The sequence below is a fragment of the Luteibacter sp. OK325 genome, assembly GCF_003050935.1.
GTDB lineage: Bacteria > Pseudomonadota > Gammaproteobacteria > Xanthomonadales > Rhodanobacteraceae > Luteibacter.
Genome location: NZ_QAOX01000004.1, coordinates 313,886 through 331,698, shown reverse-complemented (window position 1 = coordinate 331,698; position 17,813 = coordinate 313,886). Strand labels below are relative to the sequence as shown.

Genomic DNA, 17,813 nt, shown 5'->3' with positions numbered 1-17,813 from the left:
TGGGACGTTCTGCGGGAGTTGCGCACCGATCTGTCGCATCAAGGCAGCGGTGGCCGGGTCAGTCGGGATCGGACCGGGAAGCGGTTGCGGCGTGTTGACCAAGGCGGGATTTGTGCCGGGCACGGCGCCGGGCAGGGCGCCCTGCGCGTAGGGATTCGGGGGCTGCGAATCCTGCGTCGCAAAGGCCGTCTGGCTGTACGCACCACCGCCGCCCGTCGCTGCAGCGACGATGGGGGTAACCGCTGCACCAACGGTGGCGTCCAGGATGCTGCGCATCGCTACCCGGTAGGCGGGGCTATCCGCGGTGACACTGGTGACGCCCTTACCAACGCTTATGATCCGGACGGGCGCGCGCGCCATCAGGGGAATGGCACGCACTGCAGCGGTCGATCCGCTTCGTGTCATCGAGTCGAACACGCGCTGCACATACCCGTGCTGGTAGCCAGTGGTGAAGTTGCCGGAGTAATAGCAACTGAATGCCTTTCCCCAGTCCTTGCCAGCACTTGCATAGCACTGAGCGAGGATTCGCGATCCCGCGACCATATTTGGGCAGTACTCGAACGCCTTCTCAAAGGTGTCCAGGCCATAACGGCCGAAGTTCGTCCGGTTGATCTGGGCGATGCCGAGTGAGTAGTTGTAGCCCTTGTCTTCGAGCATGTGCACCGTGGCCACCGCCTCGGGGAGGTTCTGCGGTTGGCGCACCAGCTGGCCACCTACGACGCCGATGGCATAGGGGTTGCGGCTCGATTCGACATTGACGACGTGTTGCATCACCTCCGCCGGGACGGCAAGGTTCGGGCAACTCATCATTTCCAATCCTGGTACCACCTTACAACTCCTGTCTGATGACCGATGCGCTCGAGAGTTACCCTCCGCTCGCGCCTAGGACGCGAGCGGGATCGAAATCGATGCCGGTGATGTACCGCCGGCCTGCGTGCGCCTTGATGTGGACAACGATGTCGATCGTCAGCATCAAGAGCCGTTTGATCGTGGCGAACTCCAGTCCGGCGCCTTCCGTGGATGCCTTGACCATGAGCGCGAGCTGGTCCCAGGTCTGTTCAACACTGCCCGCATGGCAGCTTGTGATCGAACCCGGGTGCCCTGATGCGCAATTACGGATGAAGTAGAACGACTCGTCGCCGCGTAGCTCAGCCAGGATGATCCGGTCGGGCTTCATGCGGAGGCAGGCCTCCATGCAGCTCTTGGCCGTGACGTTGCTCATGCTTTGCCCACCCTTGGAATAGAGCAGATGGACAACATTCGGCTGATCGATGAACAGTTCCCGCGCGTCTTCGATCGTGACCAGGCGCTCGTCCTCTGGGATGTGGTGAACGAGTGATTTCATAAACGTGGTCTTGCCGCTGCCGGTCGCGCCTGCGACAACGATGTTCTTCTTGTTGAGCACGGCATGGCGGAAGAAATCCGCATAGCGGCGCTCCGCGCGTAGCTCGAGAAGTTCCTTGTCGGCCTGTGAGATAGTGTTCGCGCCTTCGAGGATCTCGTCGAAGAAGCCGTCTGCACCGTATTGCGCCAGAGTGCGCGTCTGCTTCGACGGCAGGCGAATCGTGATGGAGACGCGACCAGCCTCACATGCCGGAGGAATGACGAACTGTGCACGCTGACCCGTTGGGAACGTCAGCGATACAACAGGATCCGTATCCGTGATGCGCTGGCCAGTGTTGCTCTCGTTGACCACGGCCGTACAAAACTGGCGAGCGCGTTCATAGGTGAGCGATGGAACATCCACGCGCTGCCAACCGCCGCGGCGCTCGAGATAGAGCTCGCCGGGGCGGTTGATGCAGATCTCGGTGACGTCCGGTGCCGCAAGGAAATCCTTCACGCCCAGTACTTCGTACTGGTAGTCCAGGAAGTCATTGCCGACGGCGGCCAGTGCGCTCTCGCTCATGCTGTTCTCAATACCTCGCCACGACGCCGGCGAAGTCCACGTCTTTCGCCACGTAGATGGCAAGCACTGTGCCCTGATTGATCGTCACGGTGGCGGGGCGATTTGCCGCTCGCTGCACAGCCTGGTTGGCCAGCTGCTGGATGGTAGCTGCTGTGTTGCTCTCAAACGGGGTCTGGGTGACGACGCCGTTGGATATCGTCGTCGACTTCGGCCCGTGCTCGGCGGCTTCGTACTTGAAGGCATCGCTGAGGAGGCTGATGAGCAAAGCCGAGCCAATGCGGCTACCCCAGTGAGCGTTGTAGTAACCCGGATGACCGGCGCCGCCGAGAGTGTCGATACCAGGGCTGGCCATGTTCACGTCGATACCGGTCGGCGTGACGATGCGATCCCAGATCACCGCCACGCGCGGGCCATCCGGTTCCATGTCGTACTTGCCCATGACCTTCGAGCCCTTGGGCAGGAGTAGGCGCTTACCAGTAAATGAATAGACCGGCTCCGTCACGACGCAGGACGTAAAACCTGGTATGTCGGTGATGATGCGGGTCTCCAGCACGCAGCGAATGAAGGTGCCACGTAGCATGAGCGTATCCGGGTGCGTCAGCGGCGAAGCGCTGGACACGTCCGGAAGGGCGCCCGCCGTGTAGGCGAGATTGTTGTTGCTGCTCATCCGGGGCTGGAGCGCCGGTGCATTGCCGTTGGGGTCCGGCAAAATGTAGCCGCTCATTGGATTCGCGGGATTCCCTGGGCCACCGTATCCGCCACTCGCAACACCAGTGGCTCCCTGGCCCGATGCGGCGATCCGGCGTTCGAGGAGGGTGGGGCCCTGTGGGCGCGCGGGTTCAGTCGTCTCTCGGTCGGGTTCACGTGGAACCGGTGGCGCCGCCAGTGCGATCGGTGCTGCCACTCGTGGTTGCGCAGTTGGGACAGAAGGTGCCGGCGGTCCCTGCGTCATCGGCGCATCGGGAACGGTCACCGTTTCTTCCCGTACTTTGGGCTTCTGCTTTTCGCCGCCCAGTCCACTGAAGGCCCAGACGCCAATGACGACCAGCAGTAGCGCGATGCTCGCAAGCAGGCCGAGTGCTCGACGATTCATGCGTCGCATGTCGCTCGAAGTCAGTTGCGGAGCATCTCTGTCGAGATCAGGCTGCGGCTGGCGAGCCTGCGAAGCATAAGGATTGCCCGCCAATGGATCGCGCTGGTCGGCACGATAATCCTGCGGCGGAGTGTGGTCGCCAGCGGACTCGTCGTCCGGATGATGAGGAGTGTTCGGGCTCACTTCTTGGTGTTCCTTCGCAGGCCCACGACATTGTTGTCGTGACGAATTACAAGATAGGCGTACGTGCCGTGGACGATGATCGTGTTGCCCTCGACCGTCGTATTTACGACCGAATCCTCTCCGTGTTCCTTTTCTCGCATGTAGACCGTTGGGAAGTTGCCTGTCGGAAACTGCTTCAGGTCAGGCATCTTGATGTAGGTGAAGCGGCCATCGTCGTAGACGTTGACAGGAACCAGCCAGGGGGCCGTCTTTCTCTGCTTCGCGTAGTCGTAGTCGAAGTTGTAGTCGCGTCCCTTTACCAGTGCGGTGTCCAGTGCCGGCGTTTCCTCGACCTTCTTCGTCTCGGCCATGAAGCTGGTGTCGGATGGATAGGTGAAGGTGACCTTGTACTGGACACCTGCTCGACGGGCCTGGTCCAGCGTTTTCCAGTCGGTGGCGACCACTTTCAATTCGAAGATGTATGAGTGCGTTGCGGTACGAATCATCATGTTCGTATCAACGTCGACGTTCTTCGGTTTGACGTAGAAAACGTTGTCTCTGCGCGTTAAATCCCAGCCTGTGCTGAAACCGGTGCTGTAGTCGAGAATTTTCTCATTGGGACTCAATTCGATCTGCGTCGTGATGCCCAGGCCGGTACGCACTTGGTAGATGTGGTCAGGCTGATATTCGTAGGGCTGTACCGTCGCCTGCCCAGATGGGATGCCCTGCGAGGGCATTGCCGCGGTTGGTGCACTCTCGGCCATCGCAAACGGCATTGCGCAGAAAACGGTCGCGCTGATCGCGGTTAGGAGCCTCAGCTTGCTTGATCGGTTCATCAACGGCGCCCTCCATTGGCGGCGCTACGGGCGGAACGGGCCGCAGGTGCGGCGTTGGTTGACGCGGGGCCGGTGGCGCCCGCGGGCTGGGGTGCCGGATACGAGGATTCCAGCGGTATGGGTGATGCGGGGATGGCCGAGCTTTGGATGACCGCCGAAGGCTGCACGGGAGGAACTGCCTGGCCGTTGACGGGAGCGGGCATGTCGTCCGGATCCAGCGTTGCCGTCGGCGCAGCGGCCGCTGGTGGCGCGGCAGGATCCACATTGGTGGGTACTTCCACCGGAGGCGCTGATCCGAAGTCGTTGTCGACGCGGTAGCTAGTGACCTGGAAGCCCAGCGGATTCTCTACACGACTCTGGTCGTCCATGCGGAGGTTCGCCTTGTAGACAAATTCCATCGTGGCGATCTTGCTATCCAGCGGGGTCGCCGCACCGGTGGTCTTGTCGTAAACCGTGCGTTGGAAACGCACCGTCGCACCCTTCGGCGTTCCCCCCTGGCCACCGCCGATCAGTACGATGCTGAGAATCTTTACGCGGATTGCCTTAACTTTGCCGTACGTCTTGAACGGACTGTTTTCGTTGCCTGCGGAGTGAAGCCGCATATAGGGGCCGGCGACATCGGGTGCTGCCATCGTCATCACCGTCGGCCAGTCCCGCATGTTCGTGATAGCAAGGTCGTATGCTTCGCGGGCAAGAACGAAGTGTGCGATATTGCTGCGATTCACCGATTCGCTCGAAGTGATGCGCTGATCAAGCACGTCATCGCGCAGTCGTGAAATGGAACTCGTGCCGGAGTAGGGATCGACAAGGACGACGAACGGAATCTTTTCCTTGAGCGGCATCATGTAGAAAATAATGCCGCCCATCATGATTGTCAGGGCCACCGAGCAATAGGTGACGATCCATGCCCGGCGAGCGCTTAGTCGCGCCTGATCCATGACTGTTACCTCGAAGCTCACCGACTGCGAAACGGTAGCGTCGATCTTTGGCGACTGTTTTTTCTTGAGCATGTGCGAAAGGCTGCCTTGATTGTCGCGGCACGAAAGTGCGGTTGTTACTTCGTATCCGCACTCGCGGCGGTGTTCTCGGCCGAAGCAGGTGCTGGCGTGGTGGGGGCCGGTCCCGGTCCCCCGTTCGCCACCGGCGGCGCAGTTGTGACGGCACTCACTTCTTCGATCACGAGCGTAGGTCCATCGACGATGACCGCCACGCCTTGCTGTGCGTACGTCTTGCTCAGCTGCGCAGCTGCGTCGCGAAGCTCGGAGGTGTGAATCTGTGACGTACCCTTCGAAAGGGTGAAATCCGACCTTAGGCGATACGACAGCTTCATGCCGGTGTCACTGGTCCACCGCGTCAGCATTGTTTTCAACGTGGCATCCATCGGCGCCGCGTAATAGGTGTAAGGCACGGCGAGGGGAATCTCGACGGTCTTGTCGTCGTAGCGATTGACCGGCTTCCAGCTGCCGCCGAAGTCCTTCGCCGCGGGCGTGCTGCAAGCGGAAAGGAGCATGGCGAGTGCGGAAACAAGGCCGAGGGCGAGGGGATTCAGGGTTCTATTCACGCTTGGCTCGTAAGTCATCGAAAGGCAAAGTGAAAACGTAGGCAGCAGGCATCACGGCTTATCGCCGAAGGCGAAGCTGGAACGCGTTTACGGCGCTACGAAATGGGCAGGGACGCTGAGCCGGGGGAGCGGATCGGCTGCGGCCTGTCGACGTGCCACCACGCGAGACGCGCGGCTTGAGCGATACCCCTGGAACTGACTGGAACGGCGGGCCAACCGGCCCCGAGCGACATGCAAATCATCCATACAACATCCTGTACGAGCGCAGATGCGCCCTTGCATAACGTGCCAGCGAAGAATGGTCGTGTGCCTCAGGAGCGATAAGCACATCGCCCACTTATAGTTGCGTCTTACCGACTATGTATCCCCACCCCTTTTGGCGGAACTCGGTCCGCGACGTAAACATAACGCAACAAGAATTTTCTGACTAGTGGTCCATGTGCGTGTTTTTGTGGCCTTTGTCACACATTTCTGGCATGTAACATGCGTGAAACGCGTTTCGGCGCGACGTACGTCACTGCACAAGTGTGCATTGGCGCACTCAATTGCCGTAATTGTGTAAGGCTCGTGAATGTTGCCGTTGAAACCATTTTCGGCAACGGCTCCACGGTCCGTAAGTTGTCATCCCTCCGTGTCAGGCGTGCGTCACCTCGATGTTTTCAGTGTGTTGCGAGCGACGATCGAACATCGGTCGGCGCGCCAGTGACTCGAGCGGAGAGATGGTGACTGAACGAACCACAACGGATGAGTCGCCCTCGCTCATGGCGAGCTGTAGGGGCCTATCGCCACCTGACCGCGGCTTCGCCCGCGTGCTTTTCCCGCGAAGTGAAAGCGAGCTGTGGGATGAGGCGGTGACAGTTATGTATGGCAATCTATAAGTGGCATTAAATTGGCACCAGTAGGTTGTCATGATAGCCGTGAAGCGCCGCTGCAACAACGCAGGCACGCATAGAAGTTTTCTCAAAAATTCTCAGCCACGACCGCTATCGCATCGACATCGCAAATCGTCGGGAGTAGAACCTCTCCCTTTCCCCACAGGCCCCCCCCATGGATTCCGCAACCATTCCCTCCGACGCCGACCTCATGGCGCTGGCCCAGGACGTCGCCACCGCCGCCCAGGAGCGCCGGGTCATGGTGGCGACGGCTGAGTCGTGCACCGGTGGCTGGATCGCCAAGACCCTCACCGATCTGGCCGGCAGCTCGGCGTGGTTCGAGGCGGGAGTCGTTACTTATAGCTACAGCGCGAAGGAGTCCCTGCTCGGAGTCAATCCGCGCACCCTCGAGAGGACCGGCGCGGTCAGCGAGGAGACCGTCCTTGAGATGGTCTCGGGTGCCCTGGCCAGGTACGGCGCCGGCGTCGCCGTGGCGGTCACCGGTATCGCGGGCCCGTCCGGCGGGACGCCGGATAAACCGGTCGGGACGGTCTGGATTGGTTGGAAGCGCCGGGGCGGGTACGCCCGTGCCGAACTCTTCCACTTTTCGGGTGATCGCGAGGCAGTTCGCCGACAGACGGTGGCCCGCGCACTTGCTGGAATGGCCTCCGAGCTCAGGGGCTGAGCTGCGTCCCCTGTGGCACACTTGGTGATTGCGGATCGCAGTCCCTGAGACCACGGTCGGGCAAGATACTTACCTACACACGAGACCCGGATATGACGATGGACGACAATAAGCGCAAGGCGCTGGCGAGTGCCCTCGGCCAGATTGAAAAGCAGTTCGGCAAGGGTGCCGTCATGCGTCTTGGCGATCGCGCCGACGATACGATCGATACCGTCTCGACCGGTTCGCTCGGCCTGGATATCGCTCTCGGTATCGGCGGCCTGCCGCGTGGTCGCGTTGTCGAAATCTACGGTCCGGAATCCTCGGGTAAGACCACGCTGACCCTGCAGGCCATCGCGTCCTGCCAGCGCGCGGGCGGCACGGCCGCCTTCGTCGACGCCGAGCACGCACTGGACCCGAGCTACGCCGAAAAGCTCGGCGTGAACGTGGCCGACCTGCTGGTCAGCCAGCCGGATACCGGTGAGCAGGCCCTCGAGATCGCCGACATGCTGGTGCGCTCCGGCGCCGTGGACATGGTCGTGATCGACTCGGTCGCCGCGCTCACCCCCAAGGCGGAAATCGAAGGCGAAATGGGCGACTCCCACGTCGGCCTGCATGCCCGTCTGATGAGCCAGGCACTGCGCAAGCTCACCGCCAACATCAAGAAGACGAACTGCCTGGTCATCTTCATCAACCAGATCCGCATGAAAATCGGCGTGATGTTCGGCAGCCCGGAAACCACCACCGGTGGTAACGCGCTGAAGTTCTACGCCTCGGTCCGTCTCGACATCCGCCGTATCGGCGCGGTCAAGAAGGGCGACGAAGTCATCGGTTCGGAGACCCGCGTCAAGGTCGTGAAGAACAAGGTGGCGCCGCCGTTCCGCCAGGCCGAATTCGAGATCCTCTACGGCGAAGGTACTTCGCGCGAAGGCGAGATCATCGAGCTGGGCGTGCGCGAGAACCTGATCGACAAGTCCGGCGCCTGGTACAGCTACAAGGGCGACCGCATCGGCCAGGGCAAGGAAAACGTCCGCCAGTTCCTGCGTGACAACCCGGCCATCGCCAACGAAGTGGACGCCGAGCTGCGTTTGCGCCTGCTGGTCAAGGCGGGTCCGAAGGCCGAAGCCTCGACCGAGGCAGACGAGCTTGAGGAAGTCTGATAAAGGCACGGGGCAGGGCGACGGCAAGGCCGATCGCCCCACCCGTACCGCGTACGACAAGGCGCTTGGGCTCCTGGCCCGGCGCGAGCACTCCCGCCGCGAACTCAAGCAGAAGCTTGATCGTGGCGGTTTTGCTCGTGAGGAGACCACGGATGCCGTCGCGCAGCTCGGTGACCAGGGCTATCAGGATGACGACCGCTTCGCCGCATCCCTCATGCGTAGCCGGATAGGGCAGGGTTACGGGCCAGTCCGCATCCGCGCCGAACTCCGCAGCCAGGGCATTGCCGACGCCGTGATACGCCGGCTGATCGAGTCCGCCGACGTGGATTGGCATGATCTGGCCTCAAGTCAGCTGCGTCGACGTTACGGCGGGCCCTCCGCCGACCCCGCGGAGCGGGTGCGACGGGCGCAATTCCTCTTGCGTCGAGGCTTCGCCGCCGCCACAGTACGTGTTCTAACCCACGCCGATGCGGAAGACACCGACGACGATTGAAGGCAGCGAGCCTTGATTCTGGACGGAGCGTCTCCGCGACATGTCTCGCAGCTCCCAAGCCACGATAGCTCATGAAAACCGCCGAAATCCGTTCGACCTTCCTCGACTTCTTCCGTTCCAAGGACCACACCATCGTGCCGTCGGCATCGCTGGTGCCGTCGAACGATCCCACCCTGTTGTTCACCAACTCGGGCATGGTTCCCTTCAAGAACGTCTTCCTCGGCAGCGAAAAGCCGGGTTACGTTCGTGCGGCCGACGTCCAGCGCTGCCTGCGTGCGGGCGGCAAGCACAACGACCTGGATGCCGTGGGCTATACCGCCCGCCATCACACCTTCTTCGAGATGCTGGGCAACTGGTCGTTCGGTGACTACTTCAAGCGCGATGCCATCCGCTACGCGTGGGAACTGCTCACCGGGGTTTACAAACTGCCGGCCGAGCGCCTGTGGGTCACCGTGTATCACACGGACGACGAGGCCTACGACATCTGGAACAAGGAAGTCGGCGTGCCGGCGGACCGTATCGTCCGCATCGGTGACAACAAGGGCGCGCCGTTTGCTTCCGACAACTTCTGGCAGATGGCCGATACCGGCCCGTGTGGCCCGTGTACGGAAATCTTCTTCGATCACGGTCCGGACGTCGCCGGTGGCCCGCCGGGCTCGCCCGACGAAGACGGCGACCGCTACATCGAGATCTGGAACCTGGTGTTCATGCAGTTCGACCGCGCGCCGGACGGCACGCTGTCGCCGCTTCCCGCGCCCTGTGTCGACACGGGCATGGGCCTGGAGCGTCTCGCTGCCGTGCTCCAGCACGTGCATTCCAACTACGAGATCGACCTGTTCGCCCACCTGATCGCCGAGGCCTCGCGTCTCACCAGCACGGCGGATATCTCGAACAAGTCGCTGCGCGTCATCGCCGATCACATCCGTGCCTGTTCGTTCCTCATCGTCGACGGCGTGCTGCCGTCGAACGAGGGCCGTGGCTACGTGCTCCGTCGCATTATCCGTCGCGCACTTCGTCACGGCTGGATGCTGGGCGTGCGCGGTGATTTCTTCTGGAAGATGGTCGCGCCGCTGGTTTCCGAGATGGGCGACGCCTATCCGGATATCGCGAAGAAGCAGTCCTTCGTGGAGCAGGCGCTGAAGACCGAGGAAGACCGCTTCGGCGAGACCCTCGAGCACGGCATGCGTCTGTTCGACGACATCGCTGCGAAGTCGGGCCATGTCATTCCCGGTGCCGATGCCTTCCGCCTGTACGACACCTACGGATTCCCGGTCGACCTCACGGCCGACATCGCCCGTGAGCGTGGCATGAGCGTGGACATGGACGGCTTCGAGCAGTCCATGGGCGAGCAGCGCGCGCGTGCCCGTGCGGCCAGTAATTTCGGCAGCAAGGCCCAGCTTCCGGCGGACGTGGCCAGCGCCGTGTCCCCGACCGTCTTCACGGGTTACGACTCGCTCGAGTTGGCCGACGCGAAAGTCGTCGCCATCGTGCGCGATGGTAAGGCCGTCGACCATCTCGCCGATGGCGAGGAAGCTTTCCTCCTGCTCGATCGCACGCCGTTCTACGCGGAATCCGGCGGTCAGGTGGGTGACACTGGCATGATCCGCAATACATCGGGTGCCCTCGCGGTGCAGGACACGCAGAAGGTCGGTGGCGCGTTCTTCGCACACTTCGGCAGCTGGCAAGGTTCGGCGCCGCTGAACAAGGGTGATGTGGTGGGTGCTTTGGTGGATGCCTCGCAGCGTCAGGCGACCGTACTCAACCACTCCGCGACGCATCTGCTGCATGCCGCGCTGCGCACCGTGCTGGGTGACCACGTTTCGCAGAAGGGCTCGCTGGTGGCACCTGAGCGCTTGCGTTTCGACTTCTCGCATTTCAAGCCGGTCACTGCGGAAGAACTCGCGCTGATCGAGCGCATGGTCAACGACGAAGTGCGTCATAACGACCAGGCCGAAATCCACAACATGGGCTACGACGAAGCGATCGAGTTCGGCGCGATGGCGCTGTTCGGCGAGAAGTACGGTGCCGAAGTGCGTGTCCTGAAAATGGGCGACTTCTCCACCGAGCTCTGCGGCGGCACGCACGTGTCGCGCACGGGCGATATCGGCCTGTTCAAGATCGTCTCGGAGTCCGGCGTTGCCGCCGGCGTGCGCCGTATCGAAGCCGTGACGGGTGCGGGTGCGCTGGCTCGGGTCGCCGATGAAGAGCGCGTTCTGGGTGAGGTATCCGGTTTGCTCGCAGCCAGTGGCGACGACGTGGTCGAGAAACTTCGTCAGCTGTTCGACAAGCAGAAGAAGCTCGAACGCGAGATCGAATCGTTCAAGGCGAAGGCGGCCAGTTCCGCCTCGGCGGATCTTGCTACTTCGGCCGTCGACGTTGCCGGTATCAAAGTTGTGGCCGCGCGTCTTGAAGGTCTCGACGCCAAGTCGCTGCGCGATAGCGTAGACGTCCTCAAGCAACAGCTGGGCGATTGCGCCATCATCCTCGCAGGCGCGCTGGACGGCCGCGTTTCGCTGGTGGCGGGCGTCGGCGGTGCGGCGCTGGGGCGCGTCAAGGCGGGCGATCTGGTCGCCGAAGTCGCGTCGCAGATCGACGGCAAGGGCGGCGGTCGCCCGGACATGGCACAGGGTGGCGGCGTGGACTCGCCGGCGCTCCCGCAGATCCTTGCGGGCATTCCGGGCTGGATCGAAGCCCGGCTGCACTGAACGAAACCAGCCAGCGTGAACGGCGGCATGCTGTAAAGGCGCTCCGCCACGCGTTTTTTTGGTGCCGTGCGTTGCGCCCGCTGGTTTGGCTCGGCTAGTATGATCCGAATGCCGAATGCATTCTTCGGCATCGATCCTCGTGATCGTAGAGGCAGGACAGCTGGTCAGCGACACACACAACTAGAGCCGGGGAAGGCAGTTCGGCCTTCGATGGTCGAAACGTCGATCCATTGACGGCAAGCACTCGGGGTGAGTTGTCGTTGGTGGGGAAGCCAATACCTGATTTTATGGAGTATCAATCATGCTGATTCTGACCCGCCGGGTCGGTGAAACCCTAATGATCGGCGACGAGGTGACCGTCACTGTTCTGGGTGTGAAGGGTAACCAGGTGCGCATCGGTATCAATGCACCTAAAAACGTCGCGGTTCACCGCGAAGAGATTTACCAGCGCATCAAGAATGAGGGCGATTCCAGCGGCGATGCCGGTCATGCCGGCCACACCGGGGACGACCACGACCAGTAAGGCTCTTTACGGCTGAAGCAAGGACCAGTATCCTTGCTCGCTCGTTAAGGCACGTTCCTCAACGAACGTTCACGGAGAGTTGCCCGAGTGGCCGAAGGGGCTCCCCTGCTAAGGGAGTATAGGGTCAAAAGCCTTATCGAGGGTTCGAATCCCTCACTCTCCGCCAGTTACGCAAGACGCCCCTTTTTGGGGCGTTTTGCGTTTTGGCCGCATCGATTTTCTACAGCCGTGGTATCAATTTTCCCCAGCCATGTAGGAGCCGATTCATCGGCGATCCCGCGCTAGCGGGCCAGGTTGCCGCGAGCACCCATCGCCGCTGAAGCGGCTCCCACAAAAAAACCTCACAAAACGCACACACAAGAACGCCGGCGCTAGGCCGGCGTTTTTGTAACGAACAGAATTCGTTGGGCGGGGAGACAGGATTCAAACCTGCGACTTCTACGTCCTAAACGTCAAAGATAATGTAGCTGCCATGCGGGTTTGCGGATATTATGTACGCCATTCCGTCCAAATTCCGTCCAACTGGGGTTGCAATGGCGTCGATCTCAAAGACCGATGAAGGCACCTATCGCGTACGGGTCCGCCGTACTGGGGGCCGCCAGAGCTCTGCAACCTTCCGTACCAAAGCAGAGGCCACGGCATGGGCGGCGCAAACTGAGAACAATATTCACCGCCGCGTGCATCGCGACTTCCGAGTAGCCGAACGCACAACGGTCAAAGAGCTGTTGACGCGCTACGAAGGTGAGGTCGCCGCCAAGATGAAGTCGGCGGCGGTCCTGCACTACCACCTGGCGCGCTTCATCACCGACTTCGGTCACCTTCGGCTGTCAGGGCTCACCGCTGAGGAACTGATTCGCTGGCGTGATGGGCGTCTGAAGTCCGTCCAGTCGGGGACGGTACGGCGCGAGTTGCAAACCCTAAGCTCGTTCATTACGTGGGTCCGCAAGAACCTACTGATCGCGCTACCAGAGAACCCGGTGAGCGCCATTCGATTGCCGGCCGCTAGCAAGGCACGGGACAGGCGACTGGAAGAGGGCGAGGAAGAGCGCTTGCTGGAGGCACTGGTCGACCACGCAGCTCCGACCAAGGGCGACAAGCGTGCAGGAAACTACCGTGTGGGTACGCGAAATCCGTGGGTGAAACCGGCTGTTCAGTTCGCCATCGAAACGGCGATGCGCCTAGGGGAGTTTTCCCGATTACTATGGCAAAACGTTGACCTGAAGCAGCAGACCGCTTTCTTGCCCGAAACGAAAAATGGCGAGTCTCGCGCTGTACCGTTGTCGTCCCGGGCCGTTGCGATTTTGAAATCGTTGCCACGGCAAGAAGATGAGCCCAGGGTATTTCCGATCACCAAGAGCGCACTTCAGCAGGCGTGGCGTCGCGCTAGAACGCGCGCGAATCTCGGCGACCTGCGCCTCCACGACCAGCGGCATGAAGCGACTTCACGGCTCGCGGAAAAGCTGCCCAACCTCATAGAACTGGCAAGCGTCACCGGTCACAAGGATCTGCGGCAGCTCAAACGCTACTACCACCCGCGCGCTGAGGACTTGGCGAAGAAACTAGGTTGAACTAGCCCGTCTCAACATGGGCAAGGCCACACTTGATGTCCGGTAGGAAGGCGGTGAGGGCAGGGATACAGTTAATCGACTCAGGTGGTGATATGGACCGGCCGACGACGAAACAGGAGGCGCTCTACGCCCTTGCGGTGATGTCGGGGGGTGCTCAGGTACCCGGGAGCCACCGGGAAACTCGGCGGCGCGCTGCCATGCGGTCCAGAAGGTGTCATTGATGACGCCCTCTATGAGGTCGTGGTCCAACGTCAGGGCGAAATGAAACGACAAAACGAAGCGTGATGGCGACGGAAAAACGTCCCTAATGCAGCGCGGTCGCCGGCCACCATGCGACCCACCAAGCCCCTTTCGATGAACTCGGCAGCGCTTTGACCGCGTCGACCTGGCAGCGCAGGTGCTAGCGTAGTTCTCCGTACTTAACGAGGTCCCGATCCGAACACGAGCGGGGGTACAGGCGTGAAGCAATGCGATGGTTTGGGGCGGGAACCTTCCCACCGAGCTGAACCCGATCGGCAGACCCTCAACTTGTCTGCCAATTCGACCCGGACGATTAGCCAGTTACTCAAGCTTTACGAGGAAAAGGGCCGGGGAACCTCCGCCCCTTTTACCGGCCCCCTTTTACCTGCTTTGGTGCGGTTCGCCTCGCTGCTTACCAGTTGACGCGGACGCCAGCGGAACCGGTGAGGTTGCTCTTGACCTGCTCGCCGATGATCTTGTCCATCGAGAAAATATGGCCCAGTTCGCCGTAGACACTCAAGCGCGGGTTGATCGTCCAGGTGGCACCCACAGCGACCTCTCCGGAGGTATAGCCATGCTCCGCCACCACGTCAGTGCTGCCCGCAGGGCCTGCGAACATCACCTCGTCGCTGCCCGCCGATCCATGCCAGATGTTGACGCGGGCATATTGCTGCAACTCCCCGTGTTCGGTGGCGTACGCCCCCTTGAGGCGGATACCCAGGCGCGACGTGACGGTACTGCCGGACGGCATGCCCACGGAGGAGCCCGAAATCGTCTGACTATCCAGATTCATGTGGTCGACATTGATCTGTGCTTGCGGCTCCACGCTCCAGTGCGTGCTCAGCGGATAGTCCTTGCCCAGCTCCAGCGAGCCCTGCACACCGGTGCCCGAGGCATCGTCGCGCTGACCCGCACCGACATCAATGCGTCCGTTGTACCAGCCGTATTGGAGCACGGCATCGGCGTACCAGCCGCCAGGACTCATATACGTGCCGTATGCGCCACTGTAGGTATTGCGCACATCGAGATCACCGGCCCGGCTTTGCTCGACGCCACCGACGAAACCTTCGGTTCGGGAGGATCCTTGCAGATGGCCGACATACACACCGGCCCTGAACCCGCTGTTCTGCAGCAGATCCACGCCGGCCTGAACGCCTTGCAGCGAGCCATCGGTGGACGGTGCGACGGTACCGTTTTGCCGGGTCTGCAGATTCTCGCTGACCAGCCGGGCCCAGGCGCGCTGTCCATCGGCATTGTCCGGCTGGCTCTCGTCACCCTGGCGTCGGTGCAGGTTGCCCAGCATGCTCAGATCCGCTTGCCGCAACACATCGGGAAGTGCGGAATACAACGCCACCTCCGGCCGGTAGGTCACCACGCCACCGCCACTCGTCGGTGGGGTACCACCCGCATTCGATGGCAGTGTACCGCCACCATCCGGCGGCGGATTGACCGGCGGCGCATCGACGGTCGAGCGCAGATACCAGTTCTCGCCGGCACCGCTGGCATCGCCCGCATACAGGCGGTATTCGAACGCGCCGGCATCGACGTGCCCGCCGGCCAGGGCGAACGCATCGGCCGTGGTATGCACGGTGGTGGTAGCACCGTTGATCGCGCCAACCAGTTCAATCCCGTCGCCCTTGGTCAATGCACCCAGCCCGCCCAGATTGGCAAGCTGGATCGCGGTATGCCCACTGGCCGTGCCACCATCGATGATCAGGCGATCGCTCACGCTGGCGTCGGCGCCCAATGCCGTGCCCATCCGCAGCACGCCATTATGGCCGGTGTAGTCGCCGTGCACGGTCAGCGTGGTTCCCGCGACCGTGCCCGACAAAGCCACGGTGCCGCTGTTGTCCAGCGAACCGGTTTCCTGGTCATGACCGGCCAGATCCAGCGTGGCGCCGGCCGCGACGGTAGTGTTCGAGGCTGCACTTAACACATGATCGGCACCTGCCACCAGCGTGCCGGCATCGACGTTGGTCGCACCGGTGTAGGTATTGGGTCCGGTCAGGGTGGTGGTGCCGCTGCCGATCTGGTTTAACCCGCCCGTGCCGGAAATGGCGCCAAGCGATGCGGCATTGATACGATCGATGGCCAGCGTGCCGTTGTCGATGATCGGGCTGGTCACGCTGCCGGTCATGCCGCCATCACCCAGCTGCAACGTGCCGGCGCCGATGGTCGTCATGCCCGTATAGGTGTTGCTGCCGGTCAGGATTTCGGTGCCAGCGGACACCGTTAGCCCGCCCGGCCCCTCAATGGTGCCGGTAAAGGTGTCCTGCGCGGCGCTCAGGTTCAGAGTGGCGCTGCCCAACTGCACCAGGCCGTTGCCCGACAAGGTGGTGATGGAGGTGCTGGGTGTGGTGATCGCGGAAATGTCGAACGTGGCGTTGTCCACCACGCCGCTGGATGCGGCGATCGAGCCGTTGCCAGCCAGTGCTAGCGTACCGGCGCTGATGGTGGTGATGCCGGTGTAGCTGCTGGCACCGGTCAGGGTGCTCGTGCCGCTGCCGATCTGGTCGACCACGCCGGTGCCGGAAATCACGCCGGCCAGCGTCAGCGCCGTATCGTTGCGATCGAAGGCCAGCGTGCCGTCGTCGGCAATGTCACCGGTGATACTGCCCGTGCCGCCGCCATTGCCAAGCTGTAGCGTGCCTTCGGCGATGGTGGTGTCGCCGGTATACGTACTGTTCGCCGTCAACATCGTCGTGCCAGGACCGGTCTGGTTGACCGTGCCGTTGCCCGCGATCAGGGCGTCGAACTGGTAGGCGCTATCTGTCTCGTTGAAATTGACCGCGCCCGTGCCGGGACCGAACTGGACCAGTGCCGCATCGAGGATGCCTGCGCCGGTGGCGGCGTCACCGACCGCGCCACCGATGTTGAGCACGGCATTGCTGGTCGCCGAGTTCGCGATGTTGAGTGTGCCCGCACCGCCGTTTAGCATCACCTCGCCCCCATCGGCGATGGTGAGGATGGCGTTCTTCGCACCGCTTCCACCACCAAGCTGAAACGCCGTGGCGGCGGTACTGGTGGTGATGAGCTGCGAGCCTGCTCCAGAAACCAGAACGCTGGCGGTTGGCACCGGTGTGGTCGTGTTGATCAACGCGACACCCATGGTGGATGTCTGGACAACGCCGCCCGCAAGAATCGATAGCGAACCGTTGCTCAAAAAGAACGCGCCGCTGTTGTCCCACCGCGATCCGAGGTCCGACACCAGCAGGTTTCCGATGCCACCACCGTTAATTGTGGGTGCCACTCCGCCGATCTGAACCGTTGTACTCGATATCTGGCCACCATCGAGCACATTGACATTGCCCACGCCGCGCAGCACTTCGATCGACCCCTGGAACAACGAGCCACTGCCAGTGACGTTCACCGTACCCCGACTGCCGGCTGAAGCACTCAATCCGAATAAACTGGTGCTGGCTTTGTAGGTACCGCCATCTTCGATATTCAGCGTGCCGCCGGTTGCGGTTCCCAAAAAACCAGCTGACAGGTCTGTGAGTACGGTGCCTGTACCCGTCACGGTGACGCTGCTCGCGCCTGAGCTCAGGGAGGAGGGCGGGCCTACCGTGCTGTTGGTCGTGACCTGAGCACCATCCTTGAAGACGAGCGCACCGTCGTTGCTCTGGATGTACCACACGTAGGAACTGGGGCCGCCGGTCACGTTGAGCGTTCCGTCGCCGTTCTTGATTAGGCGACCACCGCTGAAACCGGGGTTGCCGTTGATCTTTACCGCGCCGTTCACCGTCAGCTCCGCGCCGGTGTTCACGCCGAAGGTGAGGTCGCTTGACGACGTGAGCGTAAAGCCGCCCGTGTCGATGGTCAGCGTCTTGGCAACCGATGGCAGTCCGCCGCCCGTGATCGTGAAGTTGCCGTTCAGGGTGATGGTCGAACTTGCATCACCGCTCGCGTTGGCGGAGTTGATCGCGTCGATAAGTTGCTGTTCGGTCGCGACCGCGAAATCAGCCGCGTGCGCCTGCGGTGACAACACAACGGCAAGCCATAGCAGTGCTCCGCCCGTCAGTAGCCGAGC

Annotated in this window: 11 protein-coding genes, 1 tRNA gene and 2 pseudogenes; 7 read left to right on the top strand and 7 right to left on the bottom strand. The window is 61.9% G+C overall.

The genetic code is table 11. The features are described 5' to 3' along the window. Positions 1-381 precede the first annotated feature (381 nt). The 6 genes and pseudogenes from C8J98_RS22325 to C8J98_RS11510 form a co-directional block, all read right to left on the bottom strand. Positions 382-816 (bottom strand): annotated as a pseudogene (locus C8J98_RS22325) (lytic transglycosylase domain-containing protein); the annotation flags it as partial. 49 nt (positions 817-865) lie between these two features. After that, entirely contained in the window at positions 866-1,906 is a 1,041-nt protein-coding gene (gene virB11 / locus C8J98_RS11530) for a P-type DNA transfer ATPase VirB11 (protein ID WP_107913329.1), read from the bottom strand. Between the two features lie 7 nt (positions 1,907-1,913). After that, positions 1,914-3,182 carry a TrbI/VirB10 family protein gene (locus tag C8J98_RS11525; RefSeq protein WP_107913328.1) on the bottom strand — a complete coding sequence of 423 codons (1,269 nt, stop codon included), beginning with the start codon at positions 3,180-3,182 and terminating at the stop codon, positions 1,914-1,916. Next, entirely contained in the window at positions 3,179-3,898 is a 720-nt protein-coding gene (locus C8J98_RS11520; protein WP_233260209.1) for a TrbG/VirB9 family P-type conjugative transfer protein, read from the bottom strand. The genes C8J98_RS11525 and C8J98_RS11520 overlap by 4 nt, the downstream gene beginning before the upstream one ends. Before the next feature lie 98 nt (positions 3,899-3,996). Beyond that, positions 3,997-5,007, bottom strand: coding sequence for a type IV secretion system protein (locus tag C8J98_RS11515; RefSeq protein ID WP_107913327.1), 1,011 nt, complete (start codon positions 5,005-5,007; stop codon positions 3,997-3,999). A gap of 155 nt (positions 5,008-5,162) precedes the next feature. Beyond that, positions 5,163-5,507 (bottom strand): annotated as a pseudogene (locus tag C8J98_RS11510) (hypothetical protein); the annotation flags it as partial. Positions 5,508-6,605: 1,098 nt separating this feature from the next. On the opposite strand from C8J98_RS11510, the gene C8J98_RS11505 reads away from it, so the two are divergent. From C8J98_RS11505 to C8J98_RS11475, 7 genes are all read left to right on the top strand, one after another. Next, on the top strand, positions 6,606-7,115 hold the full coding sequence (locus C8J98_RS11505) for a CinA family protein (protein ID WP_107913326.1): 510 nt from the start codon (positions 6,606-6,608) through the stop codon (positions 7,113-7,115). Positions 7,116-7,213: 98 nt separating this feature from the next. Continuing rightward, positions 7,214-8,254 (top strand): recombinase RecA, encoded by a 1,041-nt coding sequence (recA, locus tag C8J98_RS11500; protein ID WP_107913440.1) that lies wholly within the window; start codon positions 7,214-7,216, stop codon positions 8,252-8,254. Next, positions 8,241-8,747 (top strand): regulatory protein RecX, encoded by a 507-nt coding sequence (locus tag C8J98_RS11495; RefSeq protein WP_107913325.1) that lies wholly within the window; start codon positions 8,241-8,243, stop codon positions 8,745-8,747. Before recA ends, C8J98_RS11495 begins: the two co-directional genes overlap by 14 nt. A 71-nt stretch (positions 8,748-8,818) precedes the next feature. Next, on the top strand, positions 8,819-11,452 hold the full coding sequence (gene alaS, locus C8J98_RS11490; RefSeq protein ID WP_107913324.1) for an alanine--tRNA ligase: 2,634 nt from the start codon (positions 8,819-8,821) through the stop codon (positions 11,450-11,452). 301 nt (positions 11,453-11,753) lie between these two features. After that, a complete protein-coding gene (csrA, locus tag C8J98_RS11485; protein WP_107913323.1) occupies positions 11,754-11,975 on the top strand; it encodes a carbon storage regulator CsrA in 222 nt (73 codons plus the stop codon). A 73-nt stretch (positions 11,976-12,048) separates the two neighbouring features. Then, positions 12,049-12,141, top strand: a tRNA-Ser gene (locus C8J98_RS11480). A 367-nt stretch (positions 12,142-12,508) separates the two neighbouring features. Continuing rightward, the gene (locus C8J98_RS11475; protein WP_107913439.1) at positions 12,509-13,543 is read left to right on the top strand and encodes a site-specific integrase; all 1,035 of its coding nucleotides are present in this window, start codon (positions 12,509-12,511) and stop codon (positions 13,541-13,543) included. Positions 13,544-14,195: 652 nt separating this feature from the next. Here C8J98_RS11475 and C8J98_RS11470 read toward each other — a convergent pair. Then, entirely contained in the window at positions 14,196-17,771 is a 3,576-nt protein-coding gene (locus C8J98_RS11470; RefSeq protein WP_233260198.1) for an autotransporter outer membrane beta-barrel domain-containing protein, read from the bottom strand. Positions 17,772-17,813 lie beyond the last annotated feature (42 nt).

Bases quoted from the DNA above. Each gene is read 5' to 3' on its own strand.
- C8J98_RS11475 (WP_107913439.1), top strand. From the start codon at position 12,509: ATGGCGTCGATCTCAAAGACCGATGAAGGCACCTATCGCGTACGGGTC.
- alaS (WP_107913324.1), top strand. From the start codon at position 8,819: ATGAAAACCGCCGAAATCCGTTCGACCTTCCTCGACTTCTTCCGTTCC.
- recA (WP_107913440.1), top strand. From the start codon at position 7,214: ATGGACGACAATAAGCGCAAGGCGCTGGCGAGTGCCCTCGGCCAGATT.
- C8J98_RS11515 (WP_107913327.1), bottom strand. From the start codon at position 5,007: ATGCTCAAGAAAAAACAGTCGCCAAAGATCGACGCTACCGTTTCGCAG.
- csrA (WP_107913323.1), top strand. From the start codon at position 11,754: ATGCTGATTCTGACCCGCCGGGTCGGTGAAACCCTAATGATCGGCGAC.
- C8J98_RS11505 (WP_107913326.1), top strand. From the start codon at position 6,606: ATGGATTCCGCAACCATTCCCTCCGACGCCGACCTCATGGCGCTGGCC.
- C8J98_RS11520 (WP_233260209.1), bottom strand. From the start codon at position 3,898: ATGCCCTCGCAGGGCATCCCATCTGGGCAGGCGACGGTACAGCCCTAC.
- virB11 (WP_107913329.1), bottom strand. From the start codon at position 1,906: ATGAGCGAGAGCGCACTGGCCGCCGTCGGCAATGACTTCCTGGACTAC.